The organism is Streptosporangium sp. NPDC049376, from assembly GCF_044466505.1.
Lineage (GTDB): Bacteria > Actinomycetota > Actinomycetes > Streptosporangiales > Streptosporangiaceae > Streptosporangium.
On sequence record NZ_JBITMT010000002.1, the window covers coordinates 57863 to 79487 of the forward strand.

Genomic DNA, 21625 nt, shown 5'->3' on the forward strand with positions numbered 1-21625 from the left:
ACCATCCCCTCATCCGGCGTTGTCATCCGGGGTCGCCGCCGGAGGTTCCGGATCGGGCCGCTCACCACCAGGCGGGCGGGTGCTCCCCCTGTCCCGGTGGCGGGCTCGTCCAGTACGGCCGGGCACCGTCGACGCTCCCCGGCGCCCTGACGTAGGTGAGCCTCCCGAACGGGCTGTCCATCTCGCTCAGCAGGTCGGCGACCCGCGGCCCCTTCCCTGTGACGTTCTCCGCCTCGGCGCGGCCGAGCGAGTCGAGCCACAACGCGGTCCTGGCCAGCGACACCTCGACCCGCCAGGAACCTCCCTCCCGCGAACGGCGCGTCAGGGCGGCCATCGCGCCGAAGGCCGCCAGATAGCCCGTGGCGTGGTCGAGCGCCTGGGCGGGAAGCGGGCGCGGCCCGGCCCCGCCGCCACCCTCGTGGGCGATGCCGCACACCATCTGGACCAGACTGTCGAAACCCCGCCTGCCCGCCCACGGGCCGTGCGCGCCGTAGGCGGAGAGATCGACGCACACGATGCCCGGCCTGATCCCGGCCAGTTCCTCCGGACCGAAGCCCAGCGCCTCCAGCGCGCCCGGCCGGTAGGACTGCACGAACACCTCCGCCCCGGCGACCAGGTCACGCAACGCCGCCGCCCCCCGCGCGGTCCTCAGGTCGAGGTGGCAGGAGCGCTTGCCGAAAGCGGTGCCGACCACCAGCCCCGGCACCTCCGGCAGGTGCCCGGCCCCCACCCTGAGCACCCGCGCCCCGTGGGCGGCGAGCGTGCGGGTGGCCACCGGCCCGGCGATCACCCGTGTCAGGTCCAGCACCCGCACCCCGTCCAGCGGCCTGTCCCTCCTCCCGCCCGGTGCCCGTACCGGCCCGTCGCCGATCCTGGTCAGGCCGACGAGCGGCGAGCGCGCGACCGCCGCCCTCTGCGGATGGGCCCGCCACCCGGCACGGCTGCGCATCATGGCCGCGCATCCCCCCTCGGCCGTGACCACCTCCTCGACCTCGAAGGCGGTACGGCCCGCGCACGCCCTGGCGACGGCCTCACCGTCCGCGCCGGCGGGCAACCCGAGGGCGGCCAGCGCCGCGTCCCTGTGGTGGTCGAAGTTGCAGTGCAGCCGGACCCACCCGTCAACGGTCCGGTAGTCGCCGGAAAGCGCCGCCCACCCGGCGGGACGAACTCCGTCGATCATGAAGTGGCGCTCGTCCAGGAAGGCGACCGCCGCCTCGCGGACGTCCACCTCCGCCCCCGTTCCTCCCCCGAGACCGGCCGCCGCGGCGGTCGCGGCCCCGACGGAGACCGCGGCCGCCGTGTCGACGTGGAAGACGGACGGCAGCACCGGCTCCGCGCCGGTGACCCGCAAAGGCGGCAGTTCGACCCCTACCTCGGCGCCCAGCCTTCGCACGAGGTCCTCGACGACCTCTTCTCTCTCCTCACACATGCGACGAAGCCTCGCACTTCGCCTTTCCATCCGCGGGCCTTCGGCGGGTTCTGGCTCTGGACACCACCCGAGGTCGTCTCCCGTATGGGTTTTCCACAGGCCGGCCGGTCCGCGTGCCGTTTTCCACAGAACCGGATTCGGTCCCTCGCGGGCGGGGCGAGCTGCGCGAAGGTCTGGGACCGGAGGTGGTTTCCATGGCCGCGAAGGACGATCTCGGCAGGCACGGCGAGCAACTCGCCGTCGCCTACCTGCTGACCCGTGGCATGCGGGTTCTCGACCGCAACTGGCGATGTTCCGACGGAGAGATCGACGTGGTCGCCCGCGAGGACCACACGCTCGTCGCGGTCGAGGTGAAGACCCGTTCGGGGCGCACCCACGGCACGGCCTTCGAGGCGGTGACCGAGGAGAAGGTCGCCCGCCTGCGCAGGCTCATCGCCAAATGGCGGAACGAGCGGTGCGCCCCGTCCGAACGGTTCGACGCGATCCGTGTCGACGTCGTCGCCCTCGAACGGTTCGCCGGGGCCTTCACCATCCGTCACGAACGAGGGATGTGCTGAATGTCCCTCAGACCATCACAGGGAGTGTGAGAAGTGACCGTCGCGCGCACCCGGTGCGTCGCCCTGCTCGGAGTGACCGGTCATCCCGTCGACGTGGAGGCCGACGTGGGCAGCGGCGTCGCGGGCACGCATCTCATCGGCATGCTGGACACCGCGCTCAGCGAGGCCCGCGACCGGGTCCGCTCCGCCGTGGTCAACAGCCGCCACACCTGGCCGGACGCCCGCATCACCATCAGCCTGTTCCCCGCCAGCCTCCCCAAACGAGGCAGCATGTTCGACCTCGCCATCGCCGTCGCGTTGCTGGCCGCGGCCGGAGTCGTGCCCGTGGCGCGGGTCGCCGACCCGTTCTTCCTGGGTGAGCTCGGCCTGGACGGCTCGCTGAGACCCCTGCGAGGGGTGCTGCCCGCCGTGCTGGCCGCCGCCGCGGCCGGTGCCCGCACCGTCGTCGTCCCGTCCCGCAACGCCGCCGAGGCCGCGCTCGTGCCCGGTGTGACGGTGGTCCCCGTCTCCACCCTGAGCCGGCTGGTCGACTGGTTGCGCGACGACGACCAGACCACCGTGCCCGCGACCCCCGACCCCGCCCCGGACGAGACCGGCGAGTCCGTACGGCCGTGGGCCTCCTCCACCACCGAGAGAAGAGCGGGCACCCCCGACATGGGCGACGTGGCCGGTCAGCCCTTCGCCCGCCGCGCGCTTGAGGTCTGCGCCGCAGGTGGGCACAACCTCTGGATGCTGGGGCCGCCGGGCACCGGCAAGACGATGCTCGCCGAGCGCCTGCCCACCCTGCTTCCCCATCTGGAGCGCGAGCAGGCCCTGGAGGTGACCGCCATCCACTCCGTCGCCGGGGCGCTGCCCGAGGATCGCCCCCTGCTGGTCCGGCCGCCGTTCGTCGCGCCCCACCACACCGCGACCGTGGCGGCCGTCATCGGCGGAGGCAGCGGGGCGATCCGGCCGGGCGCGGTCTCCCTCGCCCACCGAGGGGTCCTCTTCCTCGACGAGGCCCCCGAATACCCGGCGACCGTTCTCGACTCCCTCAGGCAGCCGCTTGAGTCCGGCACGGTGACGGTGTCCAGGGCGATGGGCTCGGTGACGTTTCCCGCGCGGTTCATCCTGATTCTCGCGGCCAACCAGTGTCCGTGCGCGCGTCCCTCGGGGCCCGCCGACCCGTGTCGCTGCACCCCGATGGCCCGCAGACGTTACCTTTCCAGGCTCTCCGGCCCGCTGCTCGACCGCGTCGACATCAAGATCGCACTGCATCGGTCCAGCCGCCGTGAACTTCTCGCCGACCGCCGGTTCATCGAGCCGAGCCGGGTGGTGGCCGAGCGGGTCCTTGCCGCCCGCGAACGGGCCGCGAAACGGTTCGCGGGCACACCGTGGCGGTGCAACGCGGAGGTGTCGGCCCAGGCTCTGCACACCGGCTACCGTCCGGCTTCGAAGGCGATGGCCCCGCTGCTCCGCTGTCTCGACAGCGGAGAGCTGAGCGCCCGGGGGCTCGATCGAACGCTCAGAGTGGCCTGGACGCTCGCCGATCTCGCGGGAAAGAACGCGCCCGAGGTCACCGAGACCAACGCGGCGCTCGGCCTGTGGCTTGGGGAGGCACGATGAACGACCGTCTCGCACGGGTCACGCTGATGCGGGTGGCGGAGCCCGGCGACCCCGTGGTCGGCCGTCTCGTCGCCACCATCGGCGCCGAGGCCGCTGTCAGGCGGATCCGCCGTGGCCGTCCTGATCCGGAGCTCGTCCGCTGGTTCGCCGACACCTGCCGTCCTGCCCCTCCGAGCACACGGCCTTCCCGCCCCGTCCGGCCGGTCTCCGGCGATCGGAACGATCACGCCGCCCACCCACCCGGCGCCGCCGGACACCTCGCCTGGAAGCCGCCGACGAACGAGACAGAGGATGACGATGCCACCTTTGGGGCCACCTTCGGGGCCGCCTTCGAGCCGGATGGCCACGGTGTCCGTCCTGGGGCGAGCGGCGTTCCTCGGCCACGCGCCACGGGGCCGGAGAGCCGGGCTGCTGGCGTTCCTCTCAGCCCGGAGAGCTCCCACGGGGTGTGCGCCACTCTGCCGGACGGCCATGACAGCGCTCCTGGGAGGCGAGCCGGTCAGGTGTCGCTGGACCGGGCGAGGGGTGATCGTGTCCGTCCGGGGCCGGATGATGTTCCTGGGGTGGGCACGGGAGAACACGACCTCCGGAGCGTTTCCGGCGCGTGCGGCGCCCACGCCGGGGGCGACCATCCGGGTGTTCCGGGGGGCTCTCATGACGGCCGCTCCCCCGGTGATCTCACCGCGTCCGGGGGTTCGCCGATCCGGCGTCACGGTTCCTCGTCCCGTGCGGGCGGCGAACGGGCCGTTGAACGGCTCGGCCGGATGTTCTCCTCATGGGCGGCCCGCCTCGAAGCAGCCGATCCCACCCGGGACCTGGCCTCGGGAGAACGGCTCGGGGCCAGACTGGTGGTTCCGGGAGATCCCGAATGGCCGACCCAGCTGAACGACCTCCAGGAGCGCGCACCGTACGGCCTGTGGCTCAACGGGGAGGCGGACCTCCGCTTCTCCTGCCTGCGTTCCGTCGCCGTCGTCGGCTCCAGGGCGGCCACGCCGTACGGCACGCACATGGCCGCGGAGTTCGGCGCCGAACTCGGCGAGCGCGGCTGGAGCATCGTCTCCGGGGGCGCCTACGGCATAGACGGGGCGGCTCATCGCGGCGCTCTCGAAAGCGGGGCGCCGACCGTCGTGGTCCTGGCCTGCGGCACCGACGTCGCCTATCCCAGCGCGCACCACGACCTGTTCGCGGCCGTGCGGTCGCAGGGGCTCCTGGTGAGCGAGTGCCCGATGGGCGCCCGCCCCACCCGGCCACGCTTCCTGATCCGCAACCGTCTCATCGCGGCGCTGTCACGGGGAAGCCTGGTGATCGAGGCGGCCGTGCGCAGCGGGGCGCTGAACACCGCCGGACACGCGACCTCGCTGAACCGCGTCGTGGCCGCCGTCCCCGGGCCCGTGACGTCGGAGATGTCGGCCGGGTGTCATCGGCTGATCCGTCAGGGGGCCGCGGTCTGTGTCACCACCCCGGCGGAGATGATCGAGCTCGTCGGGGTGATGGGAGACGATCTCGCCCCCGAGGTCCGGGGGCCCGTGCTCCCCCGTGACCGGCTGGACCCGGAGACCCGTCAGGTCCTGGAGGTCATCCCCGCCCGTACGGGAGCCGGCCCGGCCGTGATAGCGACGGCCGCGGGCGTCGATCTGGAGACCGTGCTGTCCTGCCTGGGCGGCCTGGCCGCCGCCGGATACGTGGAACGTGTCGCGAAAGGCTGGCGGTTGCGCCCGAACAGATCACCGGGAGGCTGACTCCCTCTCGCCGCGACGAGGGGCTTTGGGGGATCGGCGCGAAACGCGTCACGAGGCCAAGGAGGCCCTACCGGGAACCCGGACGAAACCAGCGAAAGGCGAGCCATGGCTGTCGTATGCCGGCGTCGTATTCGCCCCCACCGGGTCTCTCGACGCCGTCGCCCCCGACCTCCATCGCCTCCCGTCACTTTCCGGACGTCCTGCCCGGGAGGCCGCGCTCAGGGAATCGCGGCCACGGCGGTGATCTCCACGAGTTGGCCGGTGTATCCCAGGCACGAGACGCCCAGCAGGGTCGAGGTGTGCGGGCCCTCCGCGAGGCCGGACTCACGCACGACCTGCCACACCCGGCCGAGGGGTTCGGGGATGTCCGCCACCACGTAAACGGTGCTGGACAGCACATGGCTCAGGTCGCTGCCCGCCGCCTGCAACGCGGTCCGCAGATTGGCCAGCACCTGCCGGGTCTGCGCGACCGGATCACCGGCCCCGACAAGGCCGCCGTCACCGTCCAGCGGGACGGCACCGGCCATGAAGGCCAGCCGCTGACCGGCCTCGACCACGACCGCGTGCGCGTAGTCCGGGGGCGGGAACAGCCCCGCGACGGTCATCCGATGGATCATCACACTCCTGACGCTTGGCTGCCCCACGCACCGGTCTCCCCGCACGTTGGCCTCCCGGCAGACGGGCTTCCCAACATACCGGTCTTCTGACGACGCTGTTCCAGAACGGAACCCCGGCCTCCTGAGGCACCGGTTTCCCGCCATGCCGGTCTCCTGGCGCCCTGGCATGATGATCGCCGTCTCCGGCTCCGGTGTCATCCGGGTTTTCCCGCGCCGCACCCCCGTCATATCCGGCATCCGTCAAGCCCGGATGACCCCACCGCACCCCGCTGACCGTCGAAGCCGAGGCGGCCCGTTGACCTCGCCCCTTGCGGACATGGGCGGCCCGTTGCCTCCACGGCCGCCGGGCACGGGTGATCCTCCGGCCGACCGGGCACCGGATCACCGGGGTCCCACGGGCCAGACCGGGAGCAGCCTGACCCGTCCCTGTCCCAGCAGGAGGAGCGGGTCGAGGTATGAGTGGTCCCGTAACAGACCCCAGTGCAGGCAGGCCGTACGACAGTGGCCGGGAACGTCCTGGACGACGCCGATGACCTCGCCCCGGCTCACCCGCTGGCCACGCCGTACCGAGGGGCGGACGGGAAGGTAGGTCGTCCGCAGGCCGCCGGGGTGAAGCACCGTCACCACCGCCCGTCCGGCGAGCGGCCCCGCGTAACCGATCGTCCCCGCACCGGCCGCGTACACCTCCGCACCGGGGGTCGTGGCGAGGTCGACCCCCCGATGGCCGGCCAGCCACGGCCGGGCCGGAGGGTCGAACCCCCTGAGCACGACGGGACGCCCCACGAGCGGCCGGCCCCACCGGGCGGAGACGGTGTCAGGGGACGCGCCGCGGGTGCCCCCGGCCGCCGGGAGGGCGAACAGCGGCACCACCAGCAGGATGACGAGGAAGGATCTCACGCATCGAGGATGCGCGTTCCCAGCCGGAGACGACGGACCGAACGGCGTTCTGTGGACAGCCGACGTCCCCCGGAGCGGAGGACGTCGGAGGAGATCCCGGCGAAAGACACCGGGAGGGCGCAAACGGGCTCAGTTCGAGAAGCCCTCCTTGGGCATCTCCAGGTCGGGCTTGGCGAGTTCCTCGACGTTGACGTCCTTGAAGGTGACCACGCGGACGTTCTTGACGAACCTCGCGGGCCGATACATGTCCCAGACCCAGGCGTCCTGCATCTTCACGTCGAAGAACACGTCACCGTTCTCGGCGGTACGGACGTCCAGATCGACCGAGTTCGTGAGGTAGAAGCGCCGCTCGGTCTCGACCACGTAGGTGAACAGACCGACGACGTCGCGGTACTCACGGTAAAGCTGCAGCTCCATCTCGGTCTCGTATTTTTCGAGATCCTCTGCGCTCATACCGGTCCTCCTGTCGCACGCCCTTCCCGGGCCGTCTGATCAGACGACACCGGCCCCCATTTCATTTTCACCCATCACCTCACCCGGCCTGGACCTCGCCACCGTCGCGAACGAGAAACGGTGGTCGGGGCACGGACCGTACATCTCCAGTGCTCTGCGATGATCCACGGTGCCATACCCCTTGTGCTCCGCGAAGCCGTACACGGGATGGCGTTCGTGGAGCGCGATCATCATTCTGTCTCGCGTCACCTTCGCCACGATCGACGCCGCCGCCACACAGGCGGCGACCTGGTCCCCCTTCCAGACACCCAGCGAGGGAACCGGCAGGCCGGGGACGGGGAAGCCGTCGGTGAGCACGTAGCCGGGATGGAAGGAAAGCCGCGCGACGGCACGGCGCATTCCCTCGATGTTCGACTTGTGCAGGCCGCGCCTGTCGATCTCCTTCGGAGAGATCGTCACCACGCTGAACGTCCTGGCCGTCATCATGATCCGGTCGTACAGCGCCTCCCGCCGGGAGGCCGTGAGCGTCTTGGAGTCGCCGAGCCCCTCGATCCTGCGCCCGAGGACGACCGCCGCGATCACCAGGGGTCCCGCGCAGGCTCCCCGGCCCGCCTCGTCGACCCCGGCCACCGGGCCCAGGCCACGGCGTGCCAGAGCCCGCTCATAGCCGTACAGGCCTGAGTCGCGCCGGACCACGCTAGGCGTGGGACGGAACGCAATCGTCATCGCACCACGGCAGACATAGCGACCATGAGCAGAGAGTACGCCCCATCCGGACCATTCGGTACCGCTATCTCAGCTTGGTGAAGGTCTCCGGCGTGGAGAGCAGTCCTACCCTGGAGAACGGCCAGTAGATCGCGAAGGCCCGGCCGATGACCGCCTTCTCCGAGATCGTGCCCTCTCCCTCCTGCTCCTCGTGCGTCCGGGAGTCGGCGGAGGCCGAACGGTGGTCTCCCATGACCCACAGCCGCCCCTTGGGCACGACCTTCTCGAACTTCTCACCCGAGGGGAAGTCGTCGGGGTGGAGGTAGGCCTTCTCGTCGAGCGGCACCCCGTTCACCGTGATCCGCCCCTGGGCGTCACAGCACTTCACCGTGTCGCCGCCGACCGCGATGACCCGTTTGATGGTGTCCTCGCCGTCCCAGCCCTTGAAGACGACGACGTCGCCACGATCGGGCGTGCCGGACAGCTTGTTGACGAACACCCGGTCTCCGTTGATCAGGGTGTTCTCCATCGACTCCGACGGAATGGCGAAGGAGTCGAGGACGATCAGGCGCAGCAGCAGCGCCACGAGCACGCCGCCCAGCAGCAGGAGCGCCGACTCGATCAGGCTCTTCCTCTTCGAGCCCTTCTTCTCAGGCTGGGGGGAGGGCTCGTCCTCGGGGGTGACGGGCCTGTTCTCGGGTTCCACGGTCATGGGGTACGGCTACCGCCTCGAACGCCGGCGGCGCCGCCACAGCACCAGGGGCACGGCCCCCGCGAAACCGGCCACGAAGGGGACTGCCTCCCCCGCCGCTACGGCGGCCTTGAGGGCCGGCTGGTTGAAGGTGCTGGGGATGGGGATGATCTCGGCCCTTGAGAAGGGCCACACGATCACGAAGGCCCGGCCGATGACCTTGTCGATGGGGATGCTCCCGCCGCCGGGGTCACCCATGTGCAGGCGGGAGTCCAGGGAGACGGAGCGGTGGTCGCCCATCACCCACAGGCGGCCCGGCGGGACCTTAACGCTGAAGGTCCTGTCGGAGGGGACGTTGCCGGGATAGAGGTAGGCCTTCTCGTCGAGCGGCACCCCGTTCACCGTGACCCGCCCCTGGGCGTCACAGCACTTCACCGTGTCACCGGGCACTCCGATGACCCGCTTGATGTAGTCCTTCTCGCCCGGGACGACGCCGAAGGCGGAACCGGCCCACCTGAAGAAGGCGACCACGGGGTTGGCCGGCTCCTCGATGTTCACCTCGCTGTCCCAGGAGTCGACGCCGGAGAAGACCACCACGTCACCGCGTTCGATGTCGCGGACCCGGTAGACGAGCTTGTTCACCAGGACACGGTCGTTGACCAGGAGGGTGTTCTCCATGGACTCGGACGGGATGTAGAACGCCTGGACCACGAAGGTCTTGATGACGAGCGCGAGCACCAGCGCGACGACGATCAGGACGGGGAGTTCCTTCCAGAAGGCCCCCTTCTTCTTGCCCTCGCCATCGGCCCGCTCGTCCCGGCCGCCCTCGGCGTTCGTCTGGGTCTCTCCGGCGATCACGCCCACCTCGTCCTCGACAGGTCGACGCGAGGCTGCGCCGGACTCCCGGTCTTCGCTAGTCATCGGTGACGAGCCTAGATGATGGAAAGCGCCGGTCAGCCGCCCGCCGGGTTACCTGACAGCTATGGGTCCGCCATAGGAGGTCAAACCCTCCTGCATGCGAATGGCCCGCACCACCGACGGCGGAGCGGGCCAGAACGTTCGAATGCGGGCGCGTCAGCGAGCCTCGCGCTTCTCCTTGATGCGGGCGGCCTTGCCGCGCAGGTCGCGCATGTAGTAGAGCTTGGCGCGGCGGACGTCACCACGGGTCACCACGACGATCTTCTCGATGACCGGGCTGTTCACCGGGAAGGTGCGCTCGACGCCGACGCTGTAGCTGACCTTGCGCACGGTGAAGGTCTCACGGGAGCCACCGCCCTGGCGGCGCAGGACGAAGCCCTTGAACACCTGGATACGGGACCGGTTGCCCTCGATGACCCGTACGTGAACCTCAAGCGTGTCGCCGGGGCGGAAGGCCGGGATGTCGGAACGGAGCGAGGCCTTCTCGATCTCGCTGATCAGCGTGTGCATGACAGTGGTACCTCGTCTAGATGAGCACGTGGAGGTTCATCCGGCCGCGGCGGGCGGCATCGCGATGGACACACGTGCTGAATTGGATGTGTCTGGGAACCGGGCCGTCCGCCCGGTTGCGCGCGCCAACCCGTGGACAGCAAGCGGCAACGCTTCAGTTTGCCATATTTCTCCGACCGACCGGAAATCAGCACGTCAGACCGGGTGGTCGCCCTCCTGAGCGGGCTGTCCCAGCTCCGCCAGGAGCTTCAGGTCGTGCTTGTCCAGGCCCCGCGGGTCGAGCGCGGCCAGCAGCTCGGGCCGGTTTCTCGCGGTACGGCGCAGCGCCTCGTCCCGCCGCCACCTGGCGATCCGGCCGTGGTGCCCGGACAGCAGGATCTCGGGGACCTCGTGTCCCCGCCACTCGGGGGGCTTGGTGTAGACGGGCCCCTCTAGGAGGTTCTCCATCGCCCCCGGCGCGAACGAGTCGTCCACGGCGGAGCAGGCGTTGCCGAGCACCCCGGGCAGCAGCCGTCCCACGGCCTCGACCATCACCAGCACCGCGGCCTCACCACCGGCCAGCACGTAGTCGCCGACGCTGACCTCGTCGACCCGCGTCCGCGTGCCGTACTCGGCCATGACGCGGGAGTCGATGCCCTCGTAGCGGGCGGGGGTGAACAGCAGCCACGGCTCGGCGGCGTACTCCATCGCGAGCCGCTGGGTGAAGGGCACGCCGCTCGGGGTCGGCACGATGATCCGGGCGGGCGCGTCCTGGCCGGTCGAGAGGACGGCGTCGATGGCCTCGCCCCACGGGTCGGGCTTCATGACCATGCCGGGGCCGCCGCCGTAGGGGGTGTCGTCCACGGTGCGGTGGACGTCGTGGGCCCAGTCGCGCAGCTGGTGCAGGCGCACGTCCAGGATGCCGCGCTCACGCGCCTTGCCGATGAGGGAGACGCCGAGCGGCGCGAAGTACTCGGGGAAGATCGAGATGATGTCGACGCGCATGTCAGACGGCCTCGTCCGGGTCGAGCAGGCCCGCGGGCGCGTCCACGACGAGGTGCCCCTTCTCCAGGTCGACCACGGGCACCAGCGCCTTGACGAACGGCACGTAGACCTCCCTGCCCTGCCTGCGCACCACGAGCAGGTCCTGCCCGTGGTGGAGCACGTCGGACACCTCACCGGCGCGCTCCCCGTCGGGGGTGAGCACGGTCAGGCCGATGAGCTGGTGGTCGTGGAACTCGTCCGGGTCGTCGGAGGGCGGGATGTCCGCCGAGTCGATGACGAGCATGGTGCCCCTGAGCCCCTCGGCCCGGTCACGGTCGTCGACGCCCTCGAACCTGACCAGCAGGACCCCGGCGTGGTTGCGGCTCGACCGGACGACGAGCGGGCCCGCGGCGGCGGGGTCGGTGGCGATGGCGGCCCCGGGAGCGAAGCGCCGCTCCGGGTCGTCGGTGCGCACCTCGACGGACACCTCGCCGCGAAGTCCGTGGGGACGGCCGATCCGGCCTACGACAAGCTGCACGCCCGCCTCCCGAGATAGTGGTGTGTGAGAAGACGAACGGGCCACCCACACTGGGTGGGTGACCCGTTCGCCGGTGGATCTCATGTGGGTGCCTGACCCCGTTCCCCGGACCGGAACGCCCGGGGAGAGGGACCTCTAACGGGCCTCGTTCAGGTCGAGCAGGTCGACCCGGATGTACTTGCCGTCGCCCAGGGCGTTCACCACGGTGCGGAGCGCCTTGGCCGTACGGCCGCCACGGCCGATGACCTTGCCGAGGTCCTCGGGGTGGACCCGGACCTCAAGCACACGACCGCTGCGGATGCGGCGCGCGTGAACCTGGACCTCGTCGGGATGTTCGACGATGCCCTTCACCAGGTGCTCGAGGGCCTCCTCAAGCACCTCAGGCCTCGCCTTCCGGCTTCTCCTCCGCGGCCGTTTCCTGGGCCTCGGCGGCAGGCTCGTCGGCCTTCGCCTTCTTGGCGGACTTCCTCGGCGTGGTGGCGTTGTCCAGGGACAGCGCCTCCTTGGCCGCGGCCTCGTAGAGGGCGTGGCGGTCGGCCTTGGGCTCGGCCACCTTGAGCGGAGCCGGAGCAGCCTCGCCCTTGAACTTCTGCCAGTCGCCGGTGAGCTTGAGGAGCTTCAGCACGGGCTCGGTCGGCTGCGCGCCGACACCCAGCCAGTAGGCCGCACGCTCAGCGTTGACCTCGATGCGCGAAGGGTTCTCCTTCGGGTGGTACAGACCGATCTCCTCGATCGCCCGGCCGTCACGCTTGGTGCGGCTGTCGGCGACGACGATGCGGTACTGCGGGTTGCGGATCATGCCGAGCCGCTTGAGCTTGATCTTGACTGCCACGGGTGTGGTCTCTCCTGCATTAGAGCGTGGGTGAGCGGCGTCTCATCGAGTGGGGTACGAGGAGAGGACCGTTCAGGGGACAGGCGCGGCACGCGGGGGTGAGAGGGCACCCACGTGACCACGATGTTCCAACATGTCATTCTGCCAGACGCACAGAGGTGCCCGACCAACGACGCCCCATCCCGCACGGCACGCGGACGGCAAATCTCGGTAATCCGCGTGCGCGGTGGGCGTGCGGCCCGCTTCGCGACGCCGGGCGGCCACCACGAGAACCCCGCCATGGGCGAGGCGGCCGTCCTCGGACCCGTTTCAGCCGGAAGGAGCGCCGTCCTCCCCCGCCCGAGGCCGGGAGAGGACGTTCACCGGGGGCGCACCCCCAGCAGTTCGAGGGCCGTCATGATGATGAATCCGACCATGATGGCCACCCAGATCCATCTGGCCCGCCGATGGAACCGGTCGTCTCCGGTCACTTCTGGCCGGGAAGCTTGAACTTCGAGGGGTCGAAGCCCGGCGGGAGCTCAAGGCCGGGAGGAAGCTGACCGGCTCCGAGCCTGCCGAGGGCGCCGCCCGCGCCGGGGGCGTCGGGGGCCGCGGCGGAGGCGTTCTTGCCGAGTGCGGCCTTGCGCGGGTCGCCGCTGACCCTGCGACCCTTGGCGGCCTTCTTCTGCGCGCCCTTGTTCTTGCGCCCGCCCGGCATGCCGGGGATGCCCAGGCCGCCCGCCATGCGCTTCATCATCTTCTGCGCGTCGAAGAACCGGACGACCAGGTTGTTGACCTCGGTCACGCTGACGCCGGAGCCCTTGGCGATGCGGGCGCGGCGGGAGCCGTCGATCATCTTGGGGTTCTGGCGCTCGCCCGGGGTCATCGAGCGGATGATGGCGGCGACGCGGTCCAGGTCACGGTCGTCGACCTGGTTGATCTGGTCACGCATCTGCCCCATGCCGGGCATCATGCCGAGCAGGTTCTTGATGGGGCCCATCTTGCGGACCATCATCATCTGCTCAAGGAAGTCTTCGAGCGTGAAGCCCTCGCCGGAGGTGAGCTTGCCCGCCATCTTGGCGGCTTCCTGCTCGTCGAAGGTCTTCTGCGCCTGCTCGATCAGGGTGAGGATGTCACCCATGTCGAGAATGCGGGAGGCCATCCGGTCCGGGTGGAAGGCGTCGAAGTCCTCAAGCTTCTCACCCGTCGAGGCGAACATGATCGGCTTGCCGGTGATGTGACGCACCGAGAGGGCGGCACCGCCCCGGGCGTCGCCGTCGAGCTTGGTGAGCACGACGCCGTCGAAGCCGACGCCCTCCATGAAGGCCTGGGCGGTGGAGACCGCGTCCTGACCGATCATGGCGTCGACGACGAACAGGACCTCGTCCGGGGAGACCGCGTCGCGGATGTCGGCGGCCTGCTTCATCAGCTCCTGGTCGATGCCCAGGCGGCCCGCGGTGTCGATGATGACGATGTCGTGCTGCTGGCGCCTGGCGTGCTCGACCGACTGGCGGGCCACGGCGATCGGGTCGCCGACGCCGTTGCCGGGCTCGGGGGCGTAGACCGCCACGCCCGCGCGCTCGGCGACGACCGAGAGCTGCTGGACCGCGTTGGGGCGCTGCAGGTCGGCGGCGACCAGCAGCGGCGTGTGGTTCTGCTCACGCAGCCAGCGGGCGAGCTTGCCGGCCAGGGTGGTCTTACCGGCGCCCTGGAGACCCGCGAGCATGATGACGGTCGGCGGGTTCTTCGCGTAGCGAAGCCGCCGGGTCTCGCCACCCAGGATCTCGACCAGCTCGTCGTTGACGATCTTGACGACCTGCTGCGCCGGGTTCAGCGCCTGGGACACCTCGGCGCCCCTGGCCCGTTCCTTGACCTGGGCCACGAACGTCCTGACCACCGGCAGCGCGACGTCGGCCTCAAGCAGCGCGATGCGGATCTCGCGGCAGGTCGCGTCGATGTCGGCCTCGGACAGGCGCCCCTTGGAACGAAGGGAGGAGAAGACCGATGTCAGCCGGTCGGAAAGCGTCTCGAACACGTGATTGGCCAGCCTCTGCGCTCTCGGGTCTGCGACTCGACATCCCAGCCTATCCGCTGGAGAGGGCGGAACACGCCCTCGCGAGACGGTGGTATGCCCGCGACGTACCGGTCGCGCGGGCGGCGACGGTACGTCCGTGCCCCCTGCCCGGTCCCGCGGGAGACCGCGCCCGCTCTCGCGGAACCGGGCAGGAGGCACGGACGCCGGGACGTCCGGGGCCGGGACGTCCCTGAGGGGTCACCCGGGCACGGCACGACGGCCGCGGGCACACAGCGGGCGCACGATGGACACGCGGTGTGCGTACCGTGGGCACACGGTGACACACAGTGGACATGACGAGACGCCGGGACCGCCGGTCGCGGTTCGGGTCCCGGGCGCCCCGGCCGGGCGGGACTGTCTCAGCGGCCCCAGCCGGGGACGGCCATCCGCATGGTGAGGGCGTGCTCGACCAGTGTGATGAGCGTGGCCTTCACCGCGTCCCTGGAGCGCGCGTCGGTGCGCGAGATCGGGATGTGCGGCGCCAGCGTGAGCGCCTCGCGCACCTCCTCCTCGCCGTGCAGGTAGGTCCCGTCCCAGCCGTTGACCGCGACGACGAAGGGGAGCTTGGCCTCCTCGAAGTAGTCGATCGCCGGGAAGCTGTCGGCCAGCCGCCGGGTGTCGACGAGCACGATGGCGCCGATGGCGCCGCGCACGAGGTCGTCCCACATGAACCAGAACCGGTGCTGGCCCGGCGTGCCGAACAGGTACAGGATCAGGTCCCGGTCCAGGGAGACGCGCCCGAAGTCCATCGCGACCGTGGTCGTCGTCTTGTTCGGGGTGAGGCCGAGGTCGTCGATGCCGGCGCTGGCGTCGGTCATCACCGCCTCCGTGGTCAGCGGCAGGATCTCGGAGACCGCTCCCACGAACGTGGTCTTGCCCACACCGAAGCCACCGGCGACGACGATCTTCGTCGATGTCAGGCCGCCGCCGCGGCTAGAGCCTGCGAAGTCCACTGAGCACCCTTTCCAGCAGGTTGAGATCCGGCTTGCCCGCGTCCAGTTGCGGCTGGTGCAGCTGGACCAGTCCCTCAGCCGCCATGTCCGCGACCAGGATCCGGGTGACGCCGAGCGGGATGCGGAGCATCGCGGAGATCTCGGCGACCGAGCGCACTTGCCGGCACAGGGCACTGATGGCCTGGTACTCCGGCGTGCGGTTGGACAGATCGTGGTGCGCGGACGTCGCCGAGGAGACCAGGGCCTCCATGGCGAGCTGGGTCCGGGGGGCGGTTCGCCCTCCGGTGACGGCGTACGGCCTGACCAGGGAGCTCTGCTCCACGGGCGCCGGTTGCATGAGATGTGAAGGACCACCCTGTTGCCGGTGGGGGTCGTCCATGGACTGGTAGGGAGGCCCGCCTAGCGGGTCCCCCTCACCGGGCCAGCCGCGGCCTGCCACGGCATCCTCCTATGGTCGTCGCCATCACCGGGGGTGTGAGGCCTGGAGTTCGGCGCGGACCGCCGGTGTCAACACCTGGCCCGCTCGTTCGACAAGCAGGGTCATCTGGTAGGCCACGAGACCCATGTCGCAGTCGGCCGCGGCCAGTACGGCCAGGCAGGAGCCGTCGCTGATCGACATGATGAGCAGCAGTCCTCGCTGCATCTCGACCACGGTCTGGGTGACCGCTCCGCCCTCGAAGACCCTGGAGGCGCCTTGGGTCAGGCTGATCAGCCCGGCGGCGACCGCCGCGAGCTGGTCGGCCCTGTCCCTGGGGAATCCATCGGAATACGCCAACGGCAGGCCGTCGGCCGACACAACGACCGTGTGGGCAACGCCTGGGACGTTGTTCACGAAGTCGGTGATCAGCCAGTTGACCCCCCGGGCGGCCTGGCTCATTTCGCGCACGTGTCATCCTCCTTGGCGACCGGGGCGAGCTCGCTCACCGGTCTTCCTCGTTTCCTTCAACGTCACGGCTGAAGTCGGGATAGGGCTGTCCCTCACCGACTTCGCCCCTGGCGACCGCGCGGCCCTGCCGTACTCCTTGCTGGAAGCTCGCCAGGCGGTTGCGTACCGCTTCAGGGGAGACGGAAGGCCTGAACGCGGGGGTCTGGGGGGCCGCGGCCGAGCCGGGCGCGGCCGTACCGGGAACCAGGTTCGCCTTGGGCACCCGCTTGGGCAGCCCGGCTCCGGTCATCCCGCCGAGGGTCGGCTCACTGGCCGCCCGCGCCGCCTGCCAGCCCGCGTCGGCGGGCGAGGACCAGACGTCGGAGGGCGGGGCCACGGGGGGCGGGACGACGGCCCCGGGCTCCTCCACCTTCTCCGGCTTCTCGGGAGTGGGCTCGACCTTCTTGAACCAGTCGGACTCGACGGCGGCGAAGATCGGCAGGAACTCCTCCTTCGCCTCCTCCATGAGCGAGGGCTCGGGAACGACGGGCAGCGGGCCCGTGTTGTCCGAGGGCTCGAACACGCTGCTGTCGAAGAGACGTCCGTTCTGGCCGGGCGGGCCGGGCCAGGAGCCGTCGTTCTCCTTGGCGGGGGTGCTGCTCCAGATGCCCGAGTCGCCGCGCGCGGGCGCGTCCGGCCACACGCTCGTGTCCGGCTGGGAGGCGATCGGCCAGCCTCCCGGCCCGCCGGGCTCACCCGGGCGCGGGGAGCCGGACCAGCCGGTCGCGTCCGAGGAGAGGTTCGACCAGCTCGGGCCGCCTCCCTGCTGCGGCACCTGGCCGGACCACACGCTGTCGAAGGGCGACTGGCTGAAGTGGTCGATCCCGGCGGGGCTGTTCGGCGCCTCGAAGGAGGCGAGCTGCTGCCGTACGTCGAACTGGTCGAAGGGGCTCTGGGTGACGTCGAAGGAGGTGAAGGCCGACTGGGTGGGGTCGAGGGTCGGGCTGGCCAGCAGCGGCGGGCGGTCCATCACCGCCCGCTCCTGCGGGCCCATGGCCGCCGACCAGTCGCCGCCGCCGTTGGTGACCGGCGCCTGACGGGAGTCCGCGTCGGAGAGCAGGTTCTCCGGGATCAGCACCATGGCGGTCAGGCCGCCGCTGTCCTGCTGCCTGAGCTGGACGCGGATGCCGTGGCGCAGGGCCAGGCGGCCGACCACGAACAGGCCCATTCTGCGGGAGACCGAGACGTCGACCACGGGCGGGTTGGCCAGACGCCAGTTCGCCTGGGTGAGCTCGTCGGCGGTCATGCCGATGCCGACGTCGGCGACCGAGACCATCACGCCACCGCCGTCGATCCGGTTGCTGGACACGACGACCTTCGTCTCCTTGGGAGAGAAGGAGATCGCGTTCTCCACCAGCTCGGCGATGAGGTGCACGACGTCGTTGACGGAGGTGCCGACGACGGAGACGCCCGCCGACAGGTGCAGGGCCACCCGCTCGTAGTTCTCGACCTCGGACAGCGAGGCGCGCACGACGTCGATGAGCGGGATCGGCTGGCTCCACCTGCGGGCGGGTTCCTGACCCGCGAGGACCAGCAGGTTCTCGCTGTTGCGGCGCATGCGGGTGGCGAGGTGGTCGAGGCGGAACAGGTTGCCGAGACGGTGCTCGTCCTGTTCGCCCTGCTCCAGGCTCTCGATCAGGGACAGCTGGCGTTCGACCAGGGTCTGGCTGCGGCGGGAGAGGTTGACGAACATCGCGTTGACGTTGCTGCGCAGCGTGGCCTCCTGGCCCGCGAGCCGTACGGCCTCGCGGTGGACCTCGTCGAAGGCGCGCGCGACCTCACCTATCTCGTCGTCGGAGTTGACGCCGATGGGCTGGACCTTGACCGAGTCGGCGTCACCGCTCTCGCGCAGCGACTGGACGGTCTCCGGCAGGCGCTGCTCGGCGACGGACAGGGCCTCGGTGCGGAGCCTGCGCAGCGGCCTGACCAGCGAGCGCGCCATGATCGTGGTGACGATGAGGACCAGCAGGAGCAGCAGGCCGCTGGCGCCTCCGGCGATCACCGCGCCCTGCTGCTCGGCCTCCTGGAGGGTGCGGCTCTGCGTGATGACCGAGTCGGCGACGGCCTTCTCGACCGTGCGCATCTTGTCGATGATGACGCTGGAGGCGTCGAACCACTGGGTCTGGTCGCCCGCGCCGGTGCCGGTCGCGCTGACGCCGACGAGGGGGGCGTTGGCGGTGGCCAGGACGAGGGACCTGAGGCGGATGAACTCGGCTCGGTCGACCTTCTGGCCGCTGACGGTGTCGTCGTAGAACTGGCGCTGGTCCAGCGAGGCCTCGCCCCTGAAGGCGGCCAGTTCGCTGTCGCGCTGGGCGCGGGCGACGATGAACTCGTCGAGGCCCTCGGTGCTGAACTGCCTGTTGGCGAGGGCGACGGCGAGTTCGGCCCGCTCTCTTGAGGCCTGTTCCTTGGCCCTGGCCAGGGCGGCGAAGGCCGCCGCGCTGCTGCTGAGGGACTGGTCGGCGTCGACCTGGACGATCTTCTCGTGGAGCGCGAGCAGGTCGCCGATCGTCTGGGAGTAGGTCTGGATGACGGGCTGGGCGGGCAGCGCGCTGCCGACGACGGTCTTGCGCACGTTGGCGAGCTCGTCGAGGCGGGTGCTCATCTGCGCGATGTCCTCCCGCTCCCGGGAGGCGAAGTCACCGGCCGCGGCGGTGCGCAGCCGTTCGCGCACGACCGTGACGATCTTGTCGACGACGCCGTACTGGTCGTCGAGTTTGGCGCGGGCGCCACGGAGACGGCCCTGGGCCACGTATCTCGCGGCCAGGTCGCGTTCGAGCTGCAGGCCGTGCACCAGGCCGCTCAGGTCGGCCGAGAGCTCTGCGACCACCCTGACCTGCTCGTACTCGGCCGCGTTGTTGACCGAGGCGACCACGCGCAGCCCGCCGAGGACGATCGCCGCGGTCGTGGGGATGACGATGAGTGCGATCAGTCGCGACCGCACGCGCCAGTTCCTGAACGCGAACCTGCTGCCGTTCTCACGGGTGCTGTCACGCCGCCCGCGTTTGGTGGCCTTCACCGCCTTGGCGCCGTCCTCCTGCGCCTCCGTCTCGCCGAAGACCTGGGCAGCAACCAGCCCGGATTCGCGTTCACTGGGGATTGCCGTCCTCACTGGCCTCCGCTACCTCTCCTCGTTTGTCTGATTGGAGGGGAATCCTGTCATGCATCTGATCTTCACGTGACGCGGATGCATCCTTGGGGCGAGGGTTATTGGAGCATAGCCCGAACAGTTCGGCCAATAGCCCATAAGTCGCAACTTATGGGCAATCGGGACTAGATGCTTGCAACCGGGCAACCCCCACCGGGCCTCCCGAGCAGATTTATACGGGGATATCCGCCCCGGCGCCCACTCTTTCACAACATGTCATCGCCCCTTCGGCCGGAGAGTTTGGAACGCTCCGATTCGCCACCGACCCATCCGAAAACCCGACATCAAAAGTCCATATTTGTCCGATTTACCCCTATTAGCCAATACTTGCGATTAAGCACACCCCCTCCGCTACGCTGCTGCACGGCCGGGAGCCCCCTCATCCTGCGCTTTCTTGGACCATCTCCATCGCATGACGGCTTCCGGCGGATCAGGCCCGAACGGCCAATCGCCCCCTAAGGAGACCCCATGCGCCTCGGACCCATCAGCCGGACGTCTCACGCGGAGCAGGTCGGGTGAGCGGTCGGGCCCTGTTGCGCAACAGGGTGTTCTGCGGCGCGCTCGGGGTCACGGCGCTGCTGCTCCTGGCCGAGACCGCGGGCAGGGCGGGCCTGATCGACCCGGACGTCCTGCCGCTGACCTCGACGATCCTGACCAGGACCGCCGAACTCGCCGTCGACGGGGAGTTCCTGACCAACGTGGCGGCCACCATGCTCGCCTGGACCCTCGGCCTGCTCCTCACCGTCGCCGTCACGGTCCCGCTCGGGCTGCTGCTCGGCAGCCTGCCGAGGCTGGAGGCCACGGCCCGGCCGCTGATCGAGTTCCTCCGCCCGATCCCCTCCGTCGCCCTCATCCCGCTGGCGATCCTGCTCTTCCCCGACCGGCTCGACCTCAAGATCGCCGTGATCTTCTACGCCTCGTGCTGGCCGATCCTGATCAACACGATGTACGGCCTGCGGGACGTCGACCCGGTGGCCAAGGAGACCCTGCGCAGCTTCGGCTTCGGGCCGCTGGCCGTACTGTGGCGAGTCTCACTGCCGAGCACCGCGCCGTTCATCGCCACCGGCGTACGGCTCGCGGGCGGCATCGCGCTCATCCTGGCCGTCAGCGCCGAGTTGCTCGCCGGCGGCTCGGACGGCATCGGCGCCTACGTCCTCAAGGCGGGCAGCAGCCCCGACGGCCTTGAACTCATCATCGCCGCGACCGTCTGGGCGGGAATCCTCGGTGTCGTGACGAACAGCCTGTTCATCGGGGCCGAGCGGAGACTGTTCCGCTGGCACACCGCACGGGCGGGGGTGGCCTCGTGAACATACGACGCGCCCTGGTCCGCCTGTGGCCGGTTCCCGTCGCGCTGGTGCTGTGGGAGGTGGGCACCCGGGCCGCGGACAACCCCTTCTTCCCGCCGCCGACCACGATCGCGGTCAGGATGCGGGAGCTGTGGCTCACCGGTCCCCCCGGTCGCCTGTGGCTGAGCGACGCCGCCCTGGACAACTTCCCACCCAGCCTGGCCAGGCTCTTCGCCGGCTGGATCCTCGCCGGGGTCGTCGGCGTCGTGTTCGGCGTGCTGCTGGGCCGCTCGGTCGTCCTGGCGCGTTTCGTCGATCCGCTCGTCCACTTCGGACGGGCGGTCCCGCCGCCGATGCTCCTGCCGCTGCTGATCCCGCTGATGAGCATCGGCACCCCGATGCAGCTGACCACGATCGTGTTCGGCGTCGTCTGGCCGGTGCTGCTCAACACCGTCGAGGGCGCCCGTTACGTGGACCGCCAGCACGTGGAGACCGCCAGGGTCTTCGGATTCTCTCGCCGGCAACGGCTCTGGCGGGTCATCCTGCCCTCCGCGACCCCGAAGATCTTCGCGGGCCTGCGGCTCAGCCTCTCCCTCGCCCTGATCCTCATGGTCGTCTCCGAACTGGTGGGCAGTACCAACGGGATCGGCTTCCAGCTCCGTGACGCGGAGCGCGCCTTCGACCCACCCGGCCTGTGGGGCTCCCTCGTGGTGCTCGGCCTGCTCGGTTACGTGCTGAACCTGGCGTTCTTCACCGCCGAGCGACGGGTCCTGTCCCGGCACCGCGCCGCCAAGCAGACAACCTGA

The 21625-nt window shown here is 70.3% G+C and carries 22 protein-coding genes; 5 read left to right on the forward strand and 17 right to left on the reverse strand.

All coding sequences use genetic code 11. The features are described 5' to 3' along the window. Nucleotides 1-61 precede the first annotated feature (61 nt). Nucleotides 62-1429 carry a CoA transferase gene (locus ACIBVQ_RS05720; RefSeq protein WP_399175893.1) on the reverse strand — a complete coding sequence of 456 codons (1368 nt, stop codon included), beginning with the start codon at nt 1427-1429 and terminating at the stop codon, nt 62-64. Between the two features lie 194 nt (nt 1430-1623). Here ACIBVQ_RS05720 and ACIBVQ_RS05725 point away from each other — a divergent pair, with 194 nt between their 5' ends. The 3 genes from ACIBVQ_RS05725 (at nt 1624) to dprA (ending at nt 5330) form a co-directional block, all read left to right on the forward strand. Then, nucleotides 1624-1986, forward strand: coding sequence for a YraN family protein (locus ACIBVQ_RS05725; protein ID WP_352009521.1), 363 nt, complete (start codon nt 1624-1626; stop codon nt 1984-1986). Nucleotides 1987-2019: 33 nt separating this feature from the next. Next, the gene (locus ACIBVQ_RS05730; protein ID WP_399175895.1) at nt 2020-3591 is read left to right on the forward strand and encodes a YifB family Mg chelatase-like AAA ATPase; all 1572 of its coding nucleotides are present in this window, start codon (nt 2020-2022) and stop codon (nt 3589-3591) included. A gap of 764 nt (nt 3592-4355) precedes the next feature. Further along, complete coding sequence (gene dprA, locus ACIBVQ_RS05735; RefSeq protein ID WP_399175897.1) at nt 4356-5330, forward strand: DNA-processing protein DprA; 975 nt, start codon at nt 4356-4358, stop codon at nt 5328-5330. A gap of 218 nt (nt 5331-5548) precedes the next feature. Here the strand turns inward: dprA and ACIBVQ_RS05740 are convergent, their stop codons facing one another. From ACIBVQ_RS05740 to ACIBVQ_RS05815, 16 genes are all read right to left on the reverse strand, one after another. Next, nucleotides 5549-5947, reverse strand: a complete 399-nt coding sequence (locus ACIBVQ_RS05740; RefSeq protein WP_399175899.1) for a RidA family protein — start codon at nt 5945-5947, stop codon at nt 5549-5551. Nucleotides 5948-6328: 381 nt separating this feature from the next. Further along, nucleotides 6329-6844, reverse strand: a complete 516-nt coding sequence (locus ACIBVQ_RS05745) for a murein hydrolase activator EnvC family protein (protein ID WP_399175901.1) — start codon at nt 6842-6844, stop codon at nt 6329-6331. Between the two features lie 129 nt (nt 6845-6973). Further along, nucleotides 6974-7297: a DUF2469 domain-containing protein gene (locus tag ACIBVQ_RS05750; protein ID WP_012888569.1), complete on the reverse strand. Its 324-nt coding sequence runs from the start codon at nt 7295-7297 to the stop codon at nt 6974-6976. A 39-nt stretch (nt 7298-7336) separates the two neighbouring features. After that, entirely contained in the window at nt 7337-8023 is a 687-nt protein-coding gene (locus tag ACIBVQ_RS05755) for a ribonuclease HII (protein ID WP_352009527.1), read from the reverse strand. Between the two features lie 64 nt (nt 8024-8087). After that, the gene (gene lepB / locus ACIBVQ_RS05760) at nt 8088-8714 is read right to left on the reverse strand and encodes a signal peptidase I (protein WP_352009528.1); all 627 of its coding nucleotides are present in this window, start codon (nt 8712-8714) and stop codon (nt 8088-8090) included. Between the two features lie 9 nt (nt 8715-8723). Next, nucleotides 8724-9614, reverse strand: coding sequence for a signal peptidase I (lepB, locus tag ACIBVQ_RS05765; RefSeq protein WP_362909735.1), 891 nt, complete (start codon nt 9612-9614; stop codon nt 8724-8726). Between the two features lie 153 nt (nt 9615-9767). Further along, entirely contained in the window at nt 9768-10121 is a 354-nt protein-coding gene (rplS, locus tag ACIBVQ_RS05770; protein WP_352009530.1) for a 50S ribosomal protein L19, read from the reverse strand. Between the two features lie 195 nt (nt 10122-10316). Further along, nucleotides 10317-11105, reverse strand: a complete 789-nt coding sequence (gene trmD, locus ACIBVQ_RS05775) for a tRNA (guanosine(37)-N1)-methyltransferase TrmD (RefSeq protein WP_352009531.1) — start codon at nt 11103-11105, stop codon at nt 10317-10319. A 1-nt stretch (nt 11106) separates the two neighbouring features. Then, a complete protein-coding gene (gene rimM, locus ACIBVQ_RS05780) occupies nt 11107-11622 on the reverse strand; it encodes a ribosome maturation factor RimM (RefSeq protein ID WP_352009532.1) in 516 nt (171 codons plus the stop codon). Between the two features lie 135 nt (nt 11623-11757). Further along, a complete protein-coding gene (locus ACIBVQ_RS05785) occupies nt 11758-12000 on the reverse strand; it encodes an RNA-binding protein (protein ID WP_184713302.1) in 243 nt (80 codons plus the stop codon). Nucleotide 12001: 1 nt separating this feature from the next. After that, entirely contained in the window at nt 12002-12454 is a 453-nt protein-coding gene (gene rpsP / locus ACIBVQ_RS05790) for a 30S ribosomal protein S16 (protein ID WP_352009533.1), read from the reverse strand. 466 nt (nt 12455-12920) lie between these two features. After that, nucleotides 12921-14468, reverse strand: coding sequence for a signal recognition particle protein (gene ffh, locus ACIBVQ_RS05795; RefSeq protein ID WP_352009534.1), 1548 nt, complete (start codon nt 14466-14468; stop codon nt 12921-12923). Nucleotides 14469-14866: 398 nt separating this feature from the next. Next, nucleotides 14867-15460 carry an ATP/GTP-binding protein gene (locus ACIBVQ_RS05800; RefSeq protein WP_012888558.1) on the reverse strand — a complete coding sequence of 198 codons (594 nt, stop codon included), beginning with the start codon at nt 15458-15460 and terminating at the stop codon, nt 14867-14869. Next, complete coding sequence (locus ACIBVQ_RS05805; RefSeq protein WP_352009535.1) at nt 15441-15797, reverse strand: DUF742 domain-containing protein; 357 nt, start codon at nt 15795-15797, stop codon at nt 15441-15443. The genes ACIBVQ_RS05800 and ACIBVQ_RS05805 overlap by 20 nt, the downstream gene beginning before the upstream one ends. Nucleotides 15798-15923: 126 nt before the next feature. Next, nucleotides 15924-16337, reverse strand: a complete 414-nt coding sequence (locus ACIBVQ_RS05810; RefSeq protein ID WP_197048434.1) for a roadblock/LC7 domain-containing protein — start codon at nt 16335-16337, stop codon at nt 15924-15926. Nucleotides 16338-16380: 43 nt separating this feature from the next. Beyond that, entirely contained in the window at nt 16381-19497 is a 3117-nt protein-coding gene (locus ACIBVQ_RS05815; RefSeq protein WP_362909740.1) for a nitrate- and nitrite sensing domain-containing protein, read from the reverse strand. Between the two features lie 551 nt (nt 19498-20048). On the opposite strand from ACIBVQ_RS05815, the gene ACIBVQ_RS05820 reads away from it, so the two are divergent. Both ACIBVQ_RS05820 and ACIBVQ_RS05825 read left to right on the forward strand, forming a co-directional pair. Further along, nucleotides 20049-20840 carry an ABC transporter permease subunit gene (locus ACIBVQ_RS05820; RefSeq protein ID WP_352009537.1) on the forward strand — a complete coding sequence of 264 codons (792 nt, stop codon included), beginning with the start codon at nt 20049-20051 and terminating at the stop codon, nt 20838-20840. Continuing rightward, a complete protein-coding gene (locus ACIBVQ_RS05825; RefSeq protein WP_399175908.1) occupies nt 20837-21625 on the forward strand; it encodes an ABC transporter permease in 789 nt (262 codons plus the stop codon). Before ACIBVQ_RS05820 ends, ACIBVQ_RS05825 begins: the two co-directional genes overlap by 4 nt.